This window comes from Rivularia sp. PCC 7116, assembly GCF_000316665.1.
Lineage (GTDB): Bacteria > Cyanobacteriota > Cyanobacteriia > Cyanobacteriales > Nostocaceae > Rivularia.
Map to the genome: position 1 here is coordinate 5860237 of NC_019678.1, position 20624 is coordinate 5880860.

17 protein-coding genes are annotated in these 20624 nt (G+C 37.2%); 12 read left to right on the top strand and 5 right to left on the bottom strand.

Features of this window, described 5'->3' with window-relative positions; translation table 11 throughout:
* Positions 1–218 precede the first annotated feature (218 nt).
* Complete coding sequence (locus RIV7116_RS22620) at positions 219–1448, top strand: HetZ-related protein (protein WP_044292211.1); 1230 nt, start codon at positions 219–221, stop codon at positions 1446–1448.
* A gap of 443 nt (positions 1449–1891) precedes the next feature.
* Complete coding sequence (locus RIV7116_RS22625) at positions 1892–2380, top strand: PD-(D/E)XK nuclease superfamily protein (RefSeq protein ID WP_015120649.1); 489 nt, start codon at positions 1892–1894, stop codon at positions 2378–2380.
* A gap of 39 nt (positions 2381–2419) precedes the next feature.
* On the opposite strand, the gene RIV7116_RS22630 is transcribed toward RIV7116_RS22625, so the two are convergent.
* A complete protein-coding gene (locus RIV7116_RS22630) occupies positions 2420–3892 on the bottom strand; it encodes a PAS domain-containing sensor histidine kinase (protein WP_015120650.1) in 1473 nt (490 codons plus the stop codon).
* Positions 3893–4150: 258 nt separating this feature from the next.
* On the bottom strand, positions 4151–4990 hold the full coding sequence (locus RIV7116_RS22635) for a DNA adenine methylase (protein ID WP_015120651.1): 840 nt from the start codon (positions 4988–4990) through the stop codon (positions 4151–4153).
* 160 nt (positions 4991–5150) lie between these two features.
* On the opposite strand from RIV7116_RS22635, the gene RIV7116_RS22640 reads away from it, so the two are divergent.
* From RIV7116_RS22640 to RIV7116_RS22680, 9 genes are all read left to right on the top strand, one after another.
* The gene (locus RIV7116_RS22640; protein WP_015120652.1) at positions 5151–5357 is read left to right on the top strand and encodes a DUF751 family protein; all 207 of its coding nucleotides are present in this window, start codon (positions 5151–5153) and stop codon (positions 5355–5357) included.
* A gap of 92 nt (positions 5358–5449) precedes the next feature.
* Positions 5450–5839: a 30S ribosome-binding factor RbfA gene (gene rbfA / locus RIV7116_RS22645; RefSeq protein WP_015120653.1), complete on the top strand. Its 390-nt coding sequence runs from the start codon at positions 5450–5452 to the stop codon at positions 5837–5839.
* Between the two features lie 1193 nt (positions 5840–7032).
* Positions 7033–7266 (top strand): DUF4327 family protein, encoded by a 234-nt coding sequence (locus RIV7116_RS22650; protein ID WP_015120654.1) that lies wholly within the window; start codon positions 7033–7035, stop codon positions 7264–7266.
* A gap of 836 nt (positions 7267–8102) precedes the next feature.
* Complete coding sequence (ppsA, locus tag RIV7116_RS22655) at positions 8103–10598, top strand: phosphoenolpyruvate synthase (protein WP_015120655.1); 2496 nt, start codon at positions 8103–8105, stop codon at positions 10596–10598.
* Between the two features lie 696 nt (positions 10599–11294).
* On the top strand, positions 11295–11867 hold the full coding sequence (locus RIV7116_RS22660; RefSeq protein WP_015120656.1) for a GNAT family N-acetyltransferase: 573 nt from the start codon (positions 11295–11297) through the stop codon (positions 11865–11867).
* A gap of 34 nt (positions 11868–11901) precedes the next feature.
* Positions 11902–13452, top strand: coding sequence for a dolichyl-phosphate-mannose--protein mannosyltransferase (locus tag RIV7116_RS22665; protein ID WP_015120657.1), 1551 nt, complete (start codon positions 11902–11904; stop codon positions 13450–13452).
* 451 nt (positions 13453–13903) lie between these two features.
* Entirely contained in the window at positions 13904–16207 is a 2304-nt protein-coding gene (locus RIV7116_RS22670; RefSeq protein WP_015120658.1) for an ATP-binding protein, read from the top strand.
* On the top strand, positions 16155–16604 hold the full coding sequence (locus tag RIV7116_RS22675) for a response regulator (protein WP_015120659.1): 450 nt from the start codon (positions 16155–16157) through the stop codon (positions 16602–16604). Before RIV7116_RS22670 ends, RIV7116_RS22675 begins: the two co-directional genes overlap by 53 nt.
* An 87-nt stretch (positions 16605–16691) precedes the next feature.
* The gene (locus tag RIV7116_RS22680) at positions 16692–17870 is read left to right on the top strand and encodes a hybrid sensor histidine kinase/response regulator (RefSeq protein ID WP_015120660.1); all 1179 of its coding nucleotides are present in this window, start codon (positions 16692–16694) and stop codon (positions 17868–17870) included.
* Positions 17871–18040: 170 nt separating this feature from the next.
* On the opposite strand, the gene RIV7116_RS36550 is transcribed toward RIV7116_RS22680, so the two are convergent.
* From RIV7116_RS36550 to RIV7116_RS22690, 3 genes are all read right to left on the bottom strand, one after another.
* Positions 18041–18193: a hypothetical protein gene (locus tag RIV7116_RS36550; protein WP_198287547.1), complete on the bottom strand. Its 153-nt coding sequence runs from the start codon at positions 18191–18193 to the stop codon at positions 18041–18043.
* 43 nt (positions 18194–18236) lie between these two features.
* Entirely contained in the window at positions 18237–18614 is a 378-nt protein-coding gene (locus RIV7116_RS22685; protein WP_052330847.1) for a hypothetical protein, read from the bottom strand.
* A 61-nt stretch (positions 18615–18675) separates the two neighbouring features.
* A complete protein-coding gene (locus RIV7116_RS22690) occupies positions 18676–19959 on the bottom strand; it encodes an RNA-guided endonuclease InsQ/TnpB family protein (RefSeq protein ID WP_371261568.1) in 1284 nt (427 codons plus the stop codon).
* 198 nt (positions 19960–20157) lie between these two features.
* Here RIV7116_RS22690 and tnpA point away from each other — a divergent pair, with 198 nt between their 5' ends.
* Positions 20158–20571 carry an IS200/IS605 family transposase gene (gene tnpA, locus RIV7116_RS22695; RefSeq protein WP_015117596.1) on the top strand — a complete coding sequence of 138 codons (414 nt, stop codon included), beginning with the start codon at positions 20158–20160 and terminating at the stop codon, positions 20569–20571.
* Positions 20572–20624 lie beyond the last annotated feature (53 nt).

Below are 20624 nucleotides of genomic sequence, written 5' to 3' on the forward strand. Positions count from 1 at the left end.
TAAGCATTTTAGAGTATTTATACTTAGGAGTGTGACAGTCGCTATTTCAAGAAACTCGAAGAAAGCGACACACCAGCATATCCGGAACCTGCGGATATTTCTTACATTCATAAATGTGAGCAGTGCTGATGGCGACTCTTGAAGGATAGAGCTTTAAGACGAGTGCCCCCCAGACTGACTCCGTAACCCTTACGGTGCAGTACCAATCCTAAAAAATGATGAAAACAAACATTGCGAATCTACCTTCTTCCACATCTACCACTGAAGTTGAAAACGAAAACGAAACTGCAAATGTACAATCGCAGGATAATAACAATGCATTAGTTCAGCAGATATGTCAAGAGTTAGAATCTCAGGTTAAAGCTACACCCGCTACTATTCAAGTTGTCGCCACCCGCATAGCTAAAGAAGTAGAGCGTATTTGCGAAAAAAGCTACCGCATTCAAACATCCGGACAAGTTAAATCTTGGTTATTCAGTTTAGCGCGGCATCGTTTGCAAAAGTGTTTGCATTACTATCAACTAGGTTCCAGACGCGGTAGGGTTGAATTACATAGTACCCTTGGCTCTATGGTTTACCGCCACATCAGTCTCCCCGGCTGCCAGTTGGGTTTTGATGCTCGTTACAACTTGATTGAAGATTTTCTCCAAGCATTCTACATCGAAGCAATTAAAGCCTTCCGTCGGGAAAACGAATTACCTCAAGACTATACCCCCCGGACTCGCTTGCAATTAGGCGAATACATGGCATTTACCGAACAGTATGCCAAGCGTCGTATTTCCTTGCCAGGTAACGCTAACCAACAGCTAATCATACTTCGCGCTCAAGGCTTTAGCCGTCGTTTGCCTCAAGAAACTACCGTTGATATGGAAATGGCTTTAGAATCTGCCAAATCCGAAGATGCTGAATCTTACCAACGTAGCTCTGCCGTTCAACAAGTGCGATCGCAGATGGTTGCACAAAACACTTACGATCCAGCCGAAGAAGCAGAACGGGATAGAGTTGTTTCTGAGTTGGTAAATTACTTGCAAGCTCAAGGTCAAAGTGATTGCGTAGATTATCTATCCTTGAAATTACAAGACCTCAGCGCTCCGGAGATTGACAGAATACTCGGTCTAACTAGCCGTCAGCGCGATTATCTACAACAGCGCTTTAAGTACCATGTAGAAAAGTTTGCGCGTACCCACAACTGGCAATTAGTACACCAGTGGTTGGGTGCAAGTTTAGAACAGAAATTAGGCATGTCTTCTAGTCAATGGGATGCTTTTGTCAGTCAACTTTCCGAACAGCAACGTCATATGTTGCAACTCAAAAGCGCCAAGCAAAACGACCAAGCCATCGCCAAAGAACTCAAGTGTACTCCTAAGCAGCTACAAAAGCGTTGGACTAAGTTACTAGAAATGGCATGGTCTATCCGTAACGGTAATACTGAAATTAAAGCAAGTTAAATTCTTGGTTAATAACAACATCTACCTTTCCAAGCTTTTAACACCTTTACAGGAAATTGCATTTGCTATCAATGAATTCCAAAACTATTCAAACAGTGAAAGTACTCGAAACATCCCTCACAAATACGAGCAAAAATCACTTTAATCGCTTGTTGATTTGTGAGGAGATAAATAGGGAGCCTCTACTGAGTTTATTAACTTGATTACTACTTTTTTCAAAATGTTTTCATTGTTTGTAAGTTAATTGGATGACATATATAAATCTATAAATGCTAATACTTTAGTACCATAAAATACATTAGTACCATGTTATTGTAACTTCTTATTTATCAAAATATCAAAGACGCATTTCAAATTAAAACGACATATTAAGCAACACATAATAAAGTACTATTTCTGTTTAATCATAGAAGAAGCGGGAGTAGTGGCAAAGGTTGCAGAGAATGACAAAACTTCGGGGTATGCGCGCACAGAAAGCGGGTGAGATTTTAGAAAATCATGTAGAAACCACCCTCAGAGCATATGGATTTTTTCAAGTATGTTCTCAAGTACCGAAGAAGCAAAAACGAGAATTACTTTTAAACTCCATTCTATTGCCAAAGCGCTATGGGAAACAGGTTTTTATCGGCAGCGGTATTTATCAAACTGATATTTATGTAGACTTCTATATCGTTGGTTTACCTCGGATGCCATCTGGTTTAATTATTGAGTGCAAATGGCAGGAAAGCGGGGGTTCGGTGGATGAAAAATTTCCCTATTTGAATTTGAATATTCAATATTCTTACCCTGCACCAGCGATAGTAGTTATTGGTGGAGATGGAATGAGAGATGGAGCAATTAAATGGCTGCGGGAACGAGAACGCGATAACCATAATTTATTGGCGGTGCAGAGTTTAGAAAGATTTATTGCTTGGTCTAGTAGATATCTTTGATGTTACTGCAACGCCGCAAAACTAAATATTTTGATGAGATCATATTTCTCTTGGCAAAGTTACGGTGAAAATAGTTCCTTTCCCAACAGAGCTATTAACTGCAATTCCACCATGATGTATATCAACGCAGCGCTTAACAATAGATAGCCCTAATCCCGTACCGGGTTTCGTCTCTACATTTTTAGCTCGGTAAAACGAGTTGAAAATATGAGACAAATTTTCTGTAGGGATACCAATACCTTGGTCTTGAACGCGGAATTTGATTTGATTAGACAATAAACTTAGTTCCAACTCTATCTTTGTATCTGGCTGAGAATACTTTAGTGCGTTTTCAAGCAGGTTAACTAATATGTGATGGATAAGTTTAGCGTCGAGCATCGAACTGGATGTGGCATTCCCCGATACTTTGAAATTAATACGGCGATTGTTGTAATTAACAATTGTGTTAATAATTTCTTGGCACAGTTGAACAACATCAACCTCTGTTGGTTGAAATTGTAAAGAACCGGCTTCATCTTCGGCAATTATCAATAAGTCTTCAACGATTGATGCAATCCTTTGAACGGATGAGTTCACTTTTTGAAAATGCTTTTGCTTTTTCTCATTCGTCAATTTATCTATATTATGGTGCAAAATATCGGCTGAGGATTGGATTACTGATAGAGGCGTGCGAATTTCATGGGATATTGTCGCAATAAATTCAGATTTGGCATTACTCAACTCTTGTTCTCTTTGCAGTGCTTTGTAGGTTTCTTCTTCTGCTTGCTTACGGTGAGTGATATCTTCAGCAACGCCTACTATCCCATTAACCCGTCCATTTTCATCCTTGTTCGGAAAAGTGCGCTCGCGAATCCAACGCATTGTACCGTTAGGCAGGATAATACGATATTCCCCATCTATAGATGTTGGATTATTTTTCATAGCCGCAATTACAGGAGGAATATCCTCAGGATGTAAAGCTTCTAAGAAAGAACGAGGTTCTTTGTAAAGTGAATCACAACTTCGACCCCAAATTTTTTCGTAACTAGGGCTAATATATAAAAATTTTGTAATTTCAATATCCCATACTAAAAATACAATATCAGCATTATCTACAAACTGTTTAAACTGCTCCAAGCTTTGATTTAAATCTTTTAATTCTTGTTTGCGCTCGGTAATATCTTCAGCAGTGCCTGCCATACGATAAATATTACCTTGATCGTCATAAATAGGATAAGTTCGGTCGCGTACCCAACGGATAGTGCCGTCTGGGCGAATTACGCGATATTCTTCATCCATGTTCCACGGTTCTTTGCCTATTGCAGCTTGGGTAACACGCTCGACATCATCTGGATGAACCGCTTCTAGAAATGAGTGAGGATTTTCTATAAGTGAAGCGACAGTCCTACCCCAAATTTTCTCATACCCAGGACTCATGTAGTAATACTCGGTTACGTCAGGAGAACAAACCCAAAAAGCAAAATCTACATTATCCGCAAATTGTTCAAATACCTGTAATTGTTGTAAATCCACCTATGAACTCCTGCAAAAAATAACCTGAATTAATGTATTAATATCTTTGATATAGCAGTCCTAAATAATTCGTCAAATTATAAGTGATACTGTCTTGGTAACACGTCCGCTCTGTAGGAGCAAGATACTCTTACTAAAGTTGTATATATTGATCGGTATGTTTTTTTTACGAATAGTCTAGGATTGCTATATTAAAAAGAAACCTTCCTGCATAAATTCAATACAAAAATCGACGTTGCCTCTTCAGAATATTAATATTTAATAAGAAGTGATTAATAATTCGTGAATAGTGCCGCGATTTTTGATATTTGAGTTAATAACTCGCGGCGCTTTGATAGGAAATATCTTGAAATTGATTTCTGTATACAGTTCCTTGATAAATTGGCAATCGGAATTACACACCATAATTTTGACACCCCGGCTTGCTAATTCCGCACAGGTATCTCTCAAACGTATCTGGTCATCTTTTGTAAAAGAATTACGGCTGTAAGCGGTAAAGTAGCTGGTACTGCTTATGGGATGATAGGGAGGGTCAAAAAATACAAAATCATCGCTGCTTGTGGCGTAATCCAAAACCTCTGAGAAGTCAGCTTGTCTAATTTGTGCTAACTGCAATGTTTCACAAGCCGAATATAATAACTCTATGGGACAGATTTTGGGATTTTTATATCTACCCAAAGGTACGTTAAATTGTCCCTTGGAATTAACTCGATAAAGACCATTGAAGCAAGTTTTATTCAAATAAATTAAACGTGCCGCTTTTTCTAAATCAGTTTTTACTAATGTTTGACGCAGACTGTAATAATACTCTTTACTATGATTGTTTTCATGTATTTTGAGCAAACTAATTAATTCTTCTAAATTGTTTTTTACACAATTATAAGTATCAATCAGTTCCGAGTTGACATCAGTTAACATAGCTGCGTATGGCTGGAGATGGAAAAAAACTGCACCTCCACCTAAAAACGGCTCATAATAATTCTTATAAGTTTGTGCTTCGGGTAAATAAATACGAATTTGCGGAATCAATTTACTTTTTCCACCAGCCCACTTGAGAAAGGGGCGCGGGAAAGCTTGTTTAGAGATTTGACTTACCATTAAACTAAAACAAATCGCTCGCTTGTAAGGAGTAATAAAAAATCACAAACTATATAATCTTATATTAAGTGGGATAATTAACTTCTTATTGGATTACAATCTAATAACAGTAAGTACATCAAAAAAACTCTAGTTCATAAAAATACTCTCTAAAAAAAAGATGTTTGATGGTTTTTGGGATAATGTCTTTCGCTACCCCCGCTACTTTATAACTACTCTATTAGGTGTATTTTTGAATGCCTTTGGTTGGATAGAACCAGTATTTAAACGCCCTGCCACCTTAATAGCTTTTATAAGTTTGCTAGTGGGTATTCTCGTTTTTGTTTCTTTTACCCTGCGTGCAATGCTTGGTTTAAGTACAATTTAGTCAAGGTAGACTAGATTTGAGTGGGGGTTAAACCCCCGCTTTGCTATTTACCTATTTTTGTGTAGTAAAACCTCTGCTAGGAGGCTATTTTTATGGCTACTAATCGCCGCGTTTCCCGTGTTGCTGAATTAATTAGACGGGAAGTCAGCCAAATGTTACTCAATGGGATTAAAGACGATAGAGTCGGTACGGGAATGGTTAGCGTTACTGATGTAGACGTATCTGGCGATTTACAACACGCTAAAATCTACGTTTCTATTTATGGTACCGATGAAGCTAGAGAAGAAACAATGGCTGGGTTAAAATCGGCTACTGGTTACGTTCGCAGCGAACTTGGCTCCCGAGTCCGCTTGCGTCGTACTCCAGAAGTTATTTTTTTAGAGGATCGCTCTATTGAAAGAGGCAACAAAGTATTATCACTTTTGAATCAAATTAAAGATCGACAAAAGTCAGAATTTCAAGAAAATCAGCAATCTGATTGAAACTTAGCAACTAATTAGTAGGAGAACATGGCGATTACTTTTTCTTAATCAAAATTTAGCCAAATCCCCAAGCAGACGCGATCGCCCTCGCGTCTGTTTCATTTTGTCTAGGCTCTTGTTGCTGCTCTGCGACATCAATATAAACGAGGTACACAACTGGTATTTTTTAATCAAAAGCAAGATGTTCCTATTACGGTTCAATACTGGGATCAACTTCTAAATTGTACGGGGAGCAAATTTTGAGTCTACAAGGATTTTAGATTTAATCCCTAGAAAACTAGCTTTCAAAAAATTCGATATATGCCTTCTTTAAATTCGTTTAATTGGATTAAATCGTGAAGGCTTAGCCCATAACACGCGAATGCCTTGTTTCTCAAAATCTAATATCATACATTGTTCTGAAGACTTATCATCAAGAATTTTTATCCCCTTTACTAAAGTTAACAATCGTTCATCCAATGATTTACGTAAGTTAATGGGATTTAACAAACGACTTAAGAGTCATTGATTATACTTATTCAACGTGTTAATATCACTGCTTACGCAAAGAAGAAAAATCGCTCAAGCTAATGCACAATCACTGGTGCAATGCCTAACAGAATTTATAACTATCTGCGAGTTGTTACAGCTTTTTATCCGAGACGTTTTTCTAATAGCTAGTGCCTTACTTAACTAAGCAATTATTTATCTGTTTAAGAAATTATTAACAGCTAGTAAAACTCTTGCTTTTTTGTTGTAACTTAGCTTTTATACAAAGCGATAGATTATACATTTGGATCGGTTTGATATTTTTTTGCTTGTTCTCCTTTAGGCAGATGTATTCAACCTGAATCATTGCTATAGATTAATTATTCAGTTTAAATGCCCATTTATAAGCTTACAAATACCGCCTTATGTATAGTTTCAACTGCTTAAGAGTGTTTAACATTCCGTTCATAAAATACGATGTATTAAAACGATGAAAATGTTTTATTTACTACCTATATTTATCTTGTTTAAGAGTTTTAAAGGTTATGTCATGAATTAATGACATTCTTAACATATCTTTATATTATTTGAGGTTTTATAGCGTCAAAATGAAATTAGTTCCGTATAGCAAATTACAAAAAATAGTAGCGAATTGGTTTTTAACCATGTTCGTTTGTGGTCAAATCTGGGAATAATACTTACGTGTAAAATAGCGAGTGGCAATTATGAGTGTGAATACGGTGCCTTCTATCAATTACTCTTTAGACGTGATTCAGGATGAAGCACGGCGATTAGTTCAAAAGGGAGTAGTTAGCCGACAACAGCCGATATATACCTTATGTCAATACATACCCGCAAGAGAGTGGGTTTGTATTGAGTGCGAGTTAGAAAAATGTGAATTTCTACTGCGCGATCGTATAGCGGATTTGATTGGTAGAGAGGTGTGGGAAAACGACTAAATTTTTAAATTCGTGAGCTAGATTGTGGGTGCAAGAACTGAACGAAATTATATTCAATACTGGCAACAGTTATAGAATCTCTGTTTTTAATCTAAAAAAACCCGTCCAAATTTGTTTTGATACGAAAACCTAAAAGCCAGCACGTCCTTTCCGCAGTCATCTGAAACCGCCAACGGTTTGATTATGGCTTCCATTATGGGTGTGCTGTCTTCATTTTGCGGGATTCCAATATTGAATTGGATAAAAACAAGTAAATAGATTTGATTTTAGTGGTTATGCATTTTATCTTTTTATGAAGATAACGTCAAGTTAATAGCTGTATTTTTGAAGGAGCGAAGAGTAAAGGCGGGATTACCGCAGTTGCTCCTCTGCTTTTTTTGTCAGAAGGTAATTAAGCTAATTTCTTCCCGCCTTCAGATTACATACACAAATTTCTTGTTTTCTTCACCCTCTCCCCCTCTCCCGACACAGGAGTAACGCTGCCTGCGAATTTAAACTAAGGATCATCTAGTCTGAACCTGAAAATATTTTTGTAGCATAAAATATTTCAAACTCCCCTAGAGAGTAAAGAATGGCTTTTTGTGAGCCTTTTATTTGCCAGCCCCGAAGTTTGGCGGGAAGAACATCTCCCCCTTCGGGTGAAATAGTTTACATCAACTATTTCACCGCCAACTTCTCTCTTTAATTTCTGTTAGCCTGTATAACCCCTAACTTAATTTTTTTTTGTTATGGTGGTTGGAAACTTGCGCTAGTCAGATGTTAGAGGCTGGTATTGCTGTCCTAACGAAGCTAAATAAATGAATATTCTTACATCTTTCCAGGGGAGGAAAATAGTTATGAATGAAGTCGCGAACAAAAATACTCGCGAATCCTCCAAAGAGCAAGCACTTGTGCTGTGGTTTGATGACATCGGTATTAATGATATTCCTATAGTCGGCGGTAAAAATGCGTCTTTGGGGGAAATGATTGGACAGTTGGCAAGCAGAGGAGTTAATGTTCCGACTGGTTTTGCTACGACTGCTTATGCTTATCGTTATTTTATTCAGTCTGCGGGTTTAGAAGAAAAACTGCGAAATCTTTTTAATGATTTGGATGTAGATGATTTGCAAAATCTACGCATACGAGCCAGAAAAGCGCGGAAATTATTGCTCCATACTCCATTCCCTAGGGATTTTAGGGATGCGATCGCTAAATCATATAAAAAATTGTGCGAGCGGTATAACACCGATACCGATGTGGCAGTGCGTTCGAGTGCAACAGCAGAAGATTTACCAGATGCTAGTTTTGCAGGGCAGCAAGAAACTTATCTTAATGTAACTACAGCTGAAGAAGTTTTAGCAGCTACTCATCGTTGTTTTGCTTCGCTGTTTACAGATAGAGCAATTTCCTATCGACATACAAAAGGATTTGACCATTTTGAAGTTGCGATCGCGGTGGGAGTGCAAAAAATGGTGCGCTCGGATTTAGCTACTTCGGGAGTGATGTTTTCCATCGAAACCGAAAGTGGTTTTAAGGATGCGGCTTTGATTACGGCTGCTTATGGTTTGGGGGAAAACGTAGTTCAAGGTTCAGTTAATCCCGATGAATATCATGTTTTTAAGCCAACTTTGATATCGGGATATCGCCCAATTATCGATAAGAGATTGGGTAGTAAAGAAATCAAAATGATTTACGATGACGGCTCAAAGAACGTTAAGAATGTGTCGGTGCCTGCTGCCCAAAGAGCAAAATTTGCTTTAAACGACGAAGATATATTGCAGCTAGCGCGTTGGGCTTGCTTAATAGAAGATCATTATTCCAACGTCCACGGGAAATATACACCGATGGATATGGAATGGGCGAAAGATGGGATTACCAATGAATTATTTATCGTTCAAGCCCGTCCAGAAACGGTACAGTCGCAGAAGTTGAGCAATGTTCTGCGGAGCTATAAGTTTGTAGAGAATAAGAGACAAGGAGACAAGGAGAATATTTCTACCCCCTCTCCCCACTCTTCCCCTTCTTCCCCCTCTCTCCCCCTCACCACCGGGCGTGCTGTCGGTGAAGCCATCAGTAACGGCAAAGCACGAGTAATTGCAGATGTTAGCCAAATAGAACAGTTTCAAGCTGGGGAAATACTGGTAACGGATAGAACCGATCCCGATTGGGAACCGATTATGAAAAAAGCCGGTGCGATTGTAACTAATTCGGGTGGTAGAACTTGCCATGCTGCAATTATTGCCCGAGAGTTGGGCGTACCGGCAATTGTGGGATGCGATAATGCCACGGAGGTGTTGAAAACTTCGCAAGAAATAACGGTTTCTTGTGCGGAAGGCGAGGAAGGTAAGGTTTATCAAGGATTATTGCCTTTTGAAGTAGAAGAAGTGCAGTTAGAAGATGTACCTCGCACCCAAACGCAAATTTTAATGAATGTAGGGAATCCTCAAGAAGCATTTCGCTTATCTACTATTCCTAATGATGGTGTGGGGTTGGCGAGAACTGAATTTATAATTGCCAATCAAATTCAAATTCATCCGATGGCTTTGCTTTATTTTGATAAGTTGGAGGATGAGTTTGTTAAGGGACAAATTGCTAAGGTAACAGCACTTTACGAAGATAAACCAGCATATTTTGTTGATAAATTAGCTCAAGGAATTGCGAGAATTACAGCGGCATTTTATCCAAAGCCGGTAATTGTCAGGATGTCGGATTTTAAAAGTAATGAATATGCGAATTTGTTAGGGGGAAGGCAGTTTGAACCCAACGAAGAAAATCCGATGTTGGGTTGGCGGGGAGCAGCGCGTTATTACGACGAACGCTATCGTGAAGGTTTTGCGTTGGAGTGTCAAGCTATTAAAAGAGTAAGGGAAGAAATGGGTTTGACTAATTTAATTCCCATGATTCCTTTTTGTCGAACTCCTGACGAAGGAGGTTTGGTAATAAAAGAAATGGCAAAAAATGGCTTGGAGCAAGGCGTTAATAATTTGCAGGTTTATGTAATGTGCGAGCTACCAAATAACGTCATTATGGCTGAGGAATTTGCTCAAGTTTTTGATGGTTTTTCTATTGGTTCCAACGATTTAACTCAGTTAACTTTGGGTTTGGATCGAGATTCTTCGCTAGTAGCAAGGTTATTTGACGAGCGTAGTGAAGGTGTGAAAAGGATGGTGAAGTTAGCAATTCAATCCGTGAAAAAGCATAACCGCAAAATTGGAATTTGCGGACAAGCACCAAGTGATTATCCAGAATTTGCTCAATTTTTAGTAGAAGAAGGGATTGATTCAATTAGTTTGAATCCCGATTCTGTATTGAAAACAATGTTGGAAGTTGCCAAAGTTGAGAAGAATTTGTAATTTGTAATTGGTAATTGGTAATTGTAGGGTGCTGTGACGGTTAAGATTATTCCCCAACCATAACGAAATTATTGGAATTTACCGTCACGCACCACCAATATTAGAATAATTAAAAAACCGCAGACACAAGTTTGTAGTTTGGGTTAGACATGAAAATTAATTTTGATTTAAACGATATTTTATATATAGCACTTTTCACTTGGATGCAATACAAATTCGACCTCACCCCCGTCCCCTCTCCTTAATAAGGAGAGGGGTGTCCAAAGGACGGGGTGAGGTTTCGAGTGTATTGAACTCAACTGAAAACCGCTATATCGTGTCGTAACCCAACATTAATATTGCAGAGCAAAAAAATATCCTAAGGAGTTTTTTCCATAGTTTATTTTAATGGTTCAGTTAGATGATAGAATATTCTACAGACGAAAAAAATTGTTTTATTAGCCGTTAGCGAGAGAGAAATGGCTTCTGAGATAGCTTAGGATTTTATGAATTCGGTAAGCAAACATCTAAGCTTTAAATTTATAAGATGGTTATCGTGTCGTAACCCAACACATAGGTCATTTTTATTACATCTATTGAAATATCTAGCTTAAAATGTTGGGTTGCGCTGGCTTAACCCAACCTAGAATAAAAGTATACTGGAAGCTCTGCCTACAATTCTGTATTCCTTGCCAGAGATAAGGAACAAGTTGTTAAATGACATCATTACTCGAAACCGAACGCTTAATTATCCGTAGATGGATTCCCGAAATTGATGCGGAACAAGCTTTTGCAATTTACGGTGATGCACAAGTGATGCGCTTTATCGGTACTGGCAAAACTGAAGCAAGTATTGAAACCCAGCGTCGGAGTTTAGAAGCTGCAATCGAACGCTACAAGCAAAGCAATAATACCGCAACCGGAGCTTGGGCTATTGTAGAAAAGGAATCAAAAATAGTTGTAGGAACGATTCTACTTAAGCAATTACCTGATACCAAAAGTAAACCTACACAAGATTATGAAGTTGGCTGGCATTTAAGAAAAGCTTCCTGGGGTAAAGGCTATGCAACCGAAGCTGCAAGGGAAATAATTAATTACGGATTTAATTTTTTACAGTTATCAGAAATTTATGCGGTGGTGAAACCAGAAAATCATGCTTCGGTTAAAGTCACTCAGCGATTGGGTATGACACCTTTGGGAATAACAAATCGATATTACGGTGGTATAGAACTTTTATTATTCAAATTGGATTCGCAAGAAATTAAATCAAAAATGCGCTTCAATAATTAAGGGACGTAGTGGTTTCGGCTTGACTAATTCTGTGATGACTCAAAAACGGTCTTTTTTGTGGTTTAAGATTGGCATGTTAGCAGTGCTTCTGCTGTCACTTGCCTTAAGGTTTTGGGGGCTGGGGCGATTTAACACGTTAGTGTTTGATGAGGTTTATTACGCTAAGTTTGCTCAAAACTATTTGAGTCAAAATCAATTTTTTGATGGTCATCCACCATTAGGGAAATATATCATTTCTATAGGAATGTGGCTGAGTGATTATTTTCCTTTTTGGCAAGATACAGTAAATGTTCTTACAGGAGTAGCTCGCTCACCCTGGAGTTATCGCTGGATAAATGCGCTGTTTGGCTCTTTTATTCCGCTTATTGTTGCTGGAATTGCCTATCAATTAAGTTATCGTCGTAGTTTTGCTCTTTTGGCAGGTTTATTTACAGCTTGCGACGGTATATTTTTAGTTGAGTCTCGCTATGCTTTAATTAATCAATATATAGTTATTTTTGGATTGTTGGGACAGTGGTTATTATTAATTGCTTTAGGGAAAACTAAAAAACAACGCAAGTTTTATTTAATACTTTCTGGAATTAGTTTTGGTGCGGCTATCGCTACAAAGTGGAATGGTTTATTCTTTTTAATAGGTATATATTTAAACTGGATGCTGGCTTGGTTGAAGCAATATCTGACAGCGAAAGAGACGGGAAATAGTACAAATATTGTTTTAGAAGCCGATCCATATTATATTTCAACAGCAGAGTTAAGAAATTCTACCGCCACATTAACCGCACCTCAGATAACAACGGCAAAAGCTTTAGTATTACCGCTACAAAAAATTGGTCAACTAAAAATTTTTACAGCTGCATTTTACTTGGGAATAATCCCGCTAATAACTTACAGCTTAATTTGGATACCTCATCTTTTCCAAAATCCTAAATACGGATTTATAGAAGTACATACCCAAATTTTATCTTTTCACGGTCGTCTTGGTGGTAATACTTCTGATATACATCCTTACTGTGCCGCTTGGTACAAATGGCCGTTACTAACTCGTCCGATTGCTTATTTTTATCAAACAGCAACGAACGCAAGCGAACCCGTATCAGTTATTGGGCCACCTTTACCTTCAAATACGGGTAAAGTTATATATGATGTTCATGCGATGGGCAATCCATTATTGTGGTGGTTTGGTTTTGCTGCTTTATTGTTTTTAATAGTAGCTGTTTTGCTTAAGCGGATAATAATTCCTTCTATGCAACAACAGCGTTTATTTGTGAATTCGTCATTTTCTGTTAATACTGGAATTGCTTTATATGTATTGTTAAATTATGCAGCTAATTTACTACCTTGGGTAAAAGTAAATCGTTGCGTTTTCATATATCATTATATGACTGCTGTTATATTCGCATTTATGGCTTTAGCTTGGCTGATAGATAAATGCTTGCGTAGCTATAATTTAGAGTTTCGAGCTTTTGGACTTACAGTTGTTTTTCTAATTATTATTGCTTTTGGTTTTTGGATGCCGATATATTTAGGCTTGCCTCTTTCGGCTGATGCTTATAGGTTGCGGATGTTGTTTAGCTCTTGGATCTAATCGGTTAGTAGTGAGCAGTTAGCGGTAGTCTGCCCCAGCATACGCCTCGTTTATTGCTGATAGTGCGAGAATATATGCTTACAACAAGTATATTGTTCTTATTTAATAAAGAAATATAAATTATTAATTGTATATATTTATTTGTAAAAGTTACTTAATAGTTAATTCCGCAGAAGTTTTTGCTACTCCAGTGATTAGCTATTCTTTGATAATTCTTATCAGACATCTGAATATTAGTTTGTTATATTGGTAACGCTAAATAAAAAGCATTCACAATCAACAGAAATATACTCCTTTATGGAAGGGAGATTAAAACTAGTTGTATTTATATAAATAGAAAATAAACTTTTATATCATTGTGCTAAAAATTTGAAAACTTTTAAAAAAGATACTTTATCTGTTGTATAAGATTGTGATGAATTAGCATCGAGCAAAATATAGGAGTAGTCAGATGATAATAGATTCAAAACCAAATTCTCTGAATTTAACCAATTTAAAAGAACCAGTAATTAATCTCAACAGCAAAATTCAGAATCATGGTGTGTTAATTGTTCTCCAAGAACCCGAGCTAAATATTTTACAAGTTAGTCGTAATGCTGCTTCGATGCTTGATTGTCCTATCGAAACGCTTTTAGAAACTAACTTAGAAGATTTGTTAGATCCTTATCAAATCGTCAGAATAAAATCTCGTTTAGCAGAAGATTCCCTTGATTTTACTAATCCGACAAAAATTTGGATAAAAAAGAGAAGAGAAGATTATGCTGTCTTTGATGCGGTATTTCATCGCAATCCAGAAGGAATTTTAATTTTAGAATTAGAGCCAGCAATTTCTGAAGACAATATTCCATTTTTAAGCTTTTATCATCTAGCTAAAGCTTCTATCAATAAGTTACAAGAATCTGCTAATCTTCAAGATTATTGTCAAATTATTGTCGAGACAGTACGCAAAGTCACCGGATTCGATCGGGTGATGCTTTATAAATTTAATGAAAACAACCACGGTTGCGTACTAGCTGAAGATAAGCTCGAAAGTATGGAACCCTATTTGGGTTTGAATTTTCCGGAATCAGATATTCCCAAACCCGCCAGAAAAATGTTTCTTTCTAATTTAATTAGATTGATTCCGGATGCGAGTGGCGAATCTGTAGATTTATTTCCACAATTAAATCCAATTACAGAACGTCCAGTTGATTTAATGAATTCTAGCTTGAGAAGTCCTTATCCCTGTCATATTGAATATCTACATAATATGGGTGTAGGTGCTTCTTTAACTATATCTTTGATTAAAGATGGTAGGCTCTGGGGATTGATTGCTTGTCACCATCAAACACCGAAATTTGTTTCCTATGAATTGCGGAAAGCCTGCGAATTTTTAGGAAGAATGATATTCAATGAGATTTATAGTAGAGAAGAAACGCAAGATTATGATTATCGGATGAAATTAACCTATATTCAATCGACTTTGATTGACTATATGTCTCAAGAAGATAATTTTATTGCTGGTTTAGTTAAGCATCAGCCCAATTTATTAGACTTAACTAGCGCTCAAGGTGCAGCAATTTGTTTCGGCGGTAACTATACTTTAATCGGTGAGACTCCTAAAGAAGAAGACATAAACAATTTAGTTACCTGGCTGCAAACAAATGGTGATGAGGAAGTTTTCTATACTAATTCGCTTCCGGAAATTTATCCCGATGCTGAGAAAATTAAAAATCTTGCTAGCGGTTTATTAGCGATTCCAATTGGTAAACGAAATTATGTATTATGGTTCCGTCCAGAAGTAATTCAAACTGTAAATTGGGGAGGTAATCCTAATAAAGCATTTGAAGTTAACGAAGAATCAGGAAATTTACGTTTATGCCCGCGTAAATCGTTTGAATTGTGGAAACAAACCGTTCGTTTAACATCTTTACCTTGGCAATATGTTGAAGTCAAAGCTGCATTAGAATTACGAAAAGCCATAGTTAATATTGTGTTGCGCCAAGCTGAAGAATTGGCAATTTTAGCAGCAGACTTAGAACGTTCTAATGCTGAATTGAAAAAGTTTGCTTATGTTGCTTCTCATGATTTGCAAGAACCTTTAAATCAGGTAGCAAACTACGTGCAGCTTTTGGAAATGCGCTATCAAGATGCTCTTGATGAAGATGCGGATGAATTTATTGGTTATGTCGTCGGGGGAGTCAGCTTAATGCAAACCTTGATAGATGATGTGCTTGCATACTCTAAAGTTGATATGCAGAGTATCGAGTTTGCCACAACTTCAGCCGAACAAGCTTTAGAAAAAGCCTTAAATAATCTTCGCAGACGCATCGAACAAACAGGTGCTAAAATTACTCACGATGAATTACCAACCGTCATGGCTGATAGTACTCAATTAATGCAGCTATTTCAAAACCTGATTGGTAATGCAATCAAATTCAAGAGCGAGAAACCACCAGAAATTCATATCAGTGTATCTCGTTCCGAAGACGAATGGCTATTTTCAGTCAGCGATAACGGAATCGGAATTGAACCACGATTTCGCGATCGCATTTTTGTGATATTCCAAAGATTGCACACTCGTGATGAATATCCAGGTACGGGAATGGGTTTAGCCATCTGTAAAAAAATCGCAGAATGCCATCGCGGAAATATCTGGGTAGAATCACAATTAGGTGAAGGTGCAACATTTAATTTTACTATTCCATTAAAAGGACGCGAACGTGAGCGTAGAAACGGAACAAAAACCCAGAATCATCTTTTTGGTAGAGGATAATAAAGCAGATGTTCGTCTCATCCAAGAAGCTTTCAAAAATAGTTCGTTACCCCATGAAATGCTCACGGTTAGAGACGGAATGGAAGCTATGGCTTTTTTAAATCGGGAGGGTGAGTATCATAGCGCACCTCGCCCCGATTTAATTCTTTTGGATTTAAATTTACCAAGAAAAGACGGTAGAGAAGTTCTTGCAGAAATAAAAACAAACTCCAAATTAAAACGCATTCCCGTTATAGTTTTGACAACTTCACACAACGAAGAAGATATTTTTCACAGTTACGACTTACACGTTAACTGTTATATAACCAAGTCTCGCAATATCAGCCAATTATTCAAAATAGTTAAAAGGATAGAAGATTTTTGGTTAGAAACAGTAACTTTACCAAATGAGCAGTGAACGGTAAACAGTGAACAGTGAACAGTGAACAGTTTACTATTAACAAATAACAACTAACAACTAACCACTAACAACTAACTTCTAATAATGACAGCAGACTCGATGAACATCTTGTTAATTGAAGATAATTTAGCGGAAGCTAGATTGTTACAAGAATTTTTGAAAGATGGTTTTTTCAAAGAGTTTAATCTAGTTCATGTCAAAAGACTAAGTGCAGCACTTGATGCAATTGGTGAAGATATATCTATACCGTGTTCGTATAATGTAATTCTATTAGATTTAACTTTACCGGATAGTCAGGGGTTGGAATCTTTGAAACCTTTGATGGCTCGCGCTCCTTGCTTGCCAATTGTAGTACTCACTAATACTAATGACGAGAAATTAGCTATAGAAGCAGTAAGACAAGGAGCGCAAGATTATTTAGTTAAACGACAGATAAGTCCACAGTTATTAATACGCTCTTTACGTTATGCTATCGAACGCAAAGAATATCTAGAAACATTACGTGCGGTTAATAAATCTCTCAAAAATAGAGTTGAAGAAAGAACAGCCGAGTTAATTGAAGCTAAAGAAGTCAATAAATTTAAGTCAGAATTTGTTTCTATATTATCTCACGATATCCGCAATCCTTTAAATGCTATTTTACTAGCAGCAGGGTTATTAAAAAATAGCGATGAGAATTTAAACCCTGACAAAAAAGTAGCTCACTACCAGATGATTCGTTCGGCTATTAGAAATATGTCTTTACTATTAGATGAAGCTTCATTGATTGGTAAAGCAGATTCCGGTAATCTTAATTGCGAACTAATCGGAATTGATTTGATTGCTTTTTGTAGTGCGATTGTTAAAGAAATACAGTTAACCGCCGCACAAAAGAATATCAATCTAGTTTTTAATGTAGAGGGAGATAGTGATGAGTTTTTAGGTGATGAAAAATTACTCCATCATATTTTAACTAATTTATTAGGCAATGCCGTTAAATATTCTCCATCAGGTAGGGAAGTTGTTTTTGATTTAATTTTTCAAAAATCAGCAGTAATTTTCCGCATACAAGATTCAGGCATCGGGATTCCAATACCAGAACAACAACACCTTTTTGAACCATTCCATCGAGCTTCTAATGTTGGAAAAATCGCCGGTACCGGCTTAGGATTAGCAATTGTCAAAAAATGCGTAGACGCCCACGGTGGTGAAATTACACTTCAGAGTCAAGAAGGGATTGGCAGCACTTTTACTGTGACGTTACCAGTTATTAGTGAGCAGTGAACAGTTATCCAACCCCTCATAACTTCTTCGTAGGTTGGGTTGAAGGTTGTGTAAGCGGAGCTTTCTCGTAGAGTAACCCAACACCCGAGTTGGGTTGCGCTTTGCTTAACCCAACCTACAAATTAATATATTACCCATCAAGATTAATGGGACAGACTACTAGATTGAGCCTATTTCACCAAAGTAATATCATGAGTGCGGCGCATATTTACTGTGGCAATTAAAGAGTTATCGGGATTGTGTCCAACATCAACTGATTCAATCATCTGGAGTTTTGTCGGATTAGAAATATCTACCACCGTTAGCTTTCGTCCTTCTGGCATTTCATCGATAGACTCAAGTTCCTGAATACCATTACCTGGAGGCTTATCGCACTTCGACTATGTAAGCTTTTGTACCATCGGGAGATGTGGCAATAATTTGGGGCCAAGACATCACAGAGTTAGATACTTGCAATGTATTAATTTGGGGCTGTTTCCGATCTAGCGGTAAATCAATCGCCGTTAAAGTATCTTCGATACCTGCAACTCTGTCTAATTTAGCATCAGCATAAGCCGTCGCTACCATATCAGCATCAGAGGCTATCAGCAAAGCACGTCCGTTAAACTGTACTGATGAATTGGCAATGGGAGCAACTTTTATTGGTTCAAGTAGTTGCAATAAACCATAAATAACTAATGCCACAACAAAACCGAAAATTCCCAAAGAAATGCGCTTAAACCACTTTGATTTCAACAGCATCATCAAACTATCCTTCCAACTTGGGTTTGTTTGACATCTCCCAGCTTTGAAAAAAACTGGGATTCTAAGCAGTTGTCACTCCGTAGTCTAAAGACATACTGCGTGACATTGTTTGCTTGCGATAAGACCTTTTTAGATTACTAAAAATATCGTACCGTTTGGGGTGTGTCAAAGCACCCCGTTTAATTATTTCAAAAGCTAGTTTTGCGATGCCGGAGTTAATAAAAATCTGGTCGGCAACCTTTCGTAGAATGTTAGATGCTGCATTTAAATCTGCATGAATCAATAAACCGTCTTTTGTGCGGTATACATCTCTACTAATTCTTTTACCTGATGGCTTCCATTCTATGGGTTTTGCACCGTATTGATGTAATTCATCATTATCAATAAAAGAAGCTTTAGAAGTATACTCCTCAGTGGTTATGTGGAATCTAATACCATATTCTTCACACAATTGTCTTAACCTCTCAATAAGTCTTTTGGTTGGCATTGAAACAACTTCATAATTATTGTTTCTACCAATATTAATGTTGGTTTTATTTCCCTCATTCCAACCAATTACTAAATTCCCGATACCGTCTTTTAAGCATTTATTGATGATAAACCTAGCGGCTTTATTTACTGCATCTCTGACTTGTAAATTGCGTTTTGCTGTGATTCTATCAAGGTAATTGTCCCAGTATCTACTAGGTTTGTTTTTCTTATGTTGCTGTACTTGATTTCGATATTTATGGAGTGCAGTTTTTAGCTGTGGAGATTCAACAATAAAACTTTTACCAAGGGTAGTAACTGCTGACAACCAAAACTTTACACCGTGATCAATGCTAATTGCATGATTGTAGTTAAGACTCTTATTATTTATAATTGGCTGTTTACCATCGTCTATCACCCAATCAACCCAAAACTCTCCACGACTAGGACGAATAATTACTTCTTTAATCCAATCAAAGCTAATAAATTCGGGCAAAATAAGCTTAATTGATGTTATTAATTCAGGCTTTGTTGCTTTACTGATTGAGGGATAAATATAACCATTATGACAAGCCAAGGCTTGTTTTGGGAACGTAACTGCGAATAAACCACCAGACTTTCTGTACTTGGGAATTGATGGCCTACTGCCATCTCCTAAGTAATACTTATCCACTAATTTATTGTAACTAGTTATTGATTCTCCTACTAACTTTAATGTTTGTTGTGCAGCTTGTGCAGCCAATGAAAAGTAGTGAATGCAAGTTTTAAGCTGTTTATCTAAATGATAATAATTAGTTTCTAATCTGTAAGTTTTCCAACCACTTCTAAGTTCATCTCCACACCAGTAAGTTGTATTAGCCTTTCTTTCAAGTAGCATTGCATAATGATTCTGGCGTGCCAGATAAATAGCAGAGTTATATAAACTGTTTGAATGCTCACACTGATCTACCCAGAAAGCTTTTTCTCATCCGTAAATTTTGCTTTTATTGGGAACTGTTTTGTACACTTGACCACCTCCTTGTTTATTAATATAGTTGATTCAACATAAATAATCAACAAAAAACCCTGATATAAAATGGCTAAGTTGTCAGCGTCAGATTATGAATACAGAAGGGCTGAAAAATCCGTGTCATCGATAAATTATCACTTTGTGTTTGTCCCAAAAAGACGTAAAGCAGTATTAGTTAATGAAATCGCTATGCGGCTACAGGAAATTATTTTTGAGTTAGTAAAAGAACATGGCTGGAGATTAATCGCTCTTGAAGTGATGCCAGATCATGTACATATGTTTATCAACTCACCGCCACATGAGTCAGCTTCTCAAATTGCAAAGTGGGTTAAGGGTAGAGCATCTAATATTCTAAGGAAGGAATATCCACAGTTAAAAAAATTACCTACTTTGTGGAGTCCTAGTTACTTTGTAGCTACTACAGGACAAGTAAGTACCGACGTTATTCGTAAGTATATTGAGAACCAAACTAGTAAATAAAAGAAACACGGAAAGTTAAAACTTTACCTGTCCGTTTCATCCCCTGGTTATAA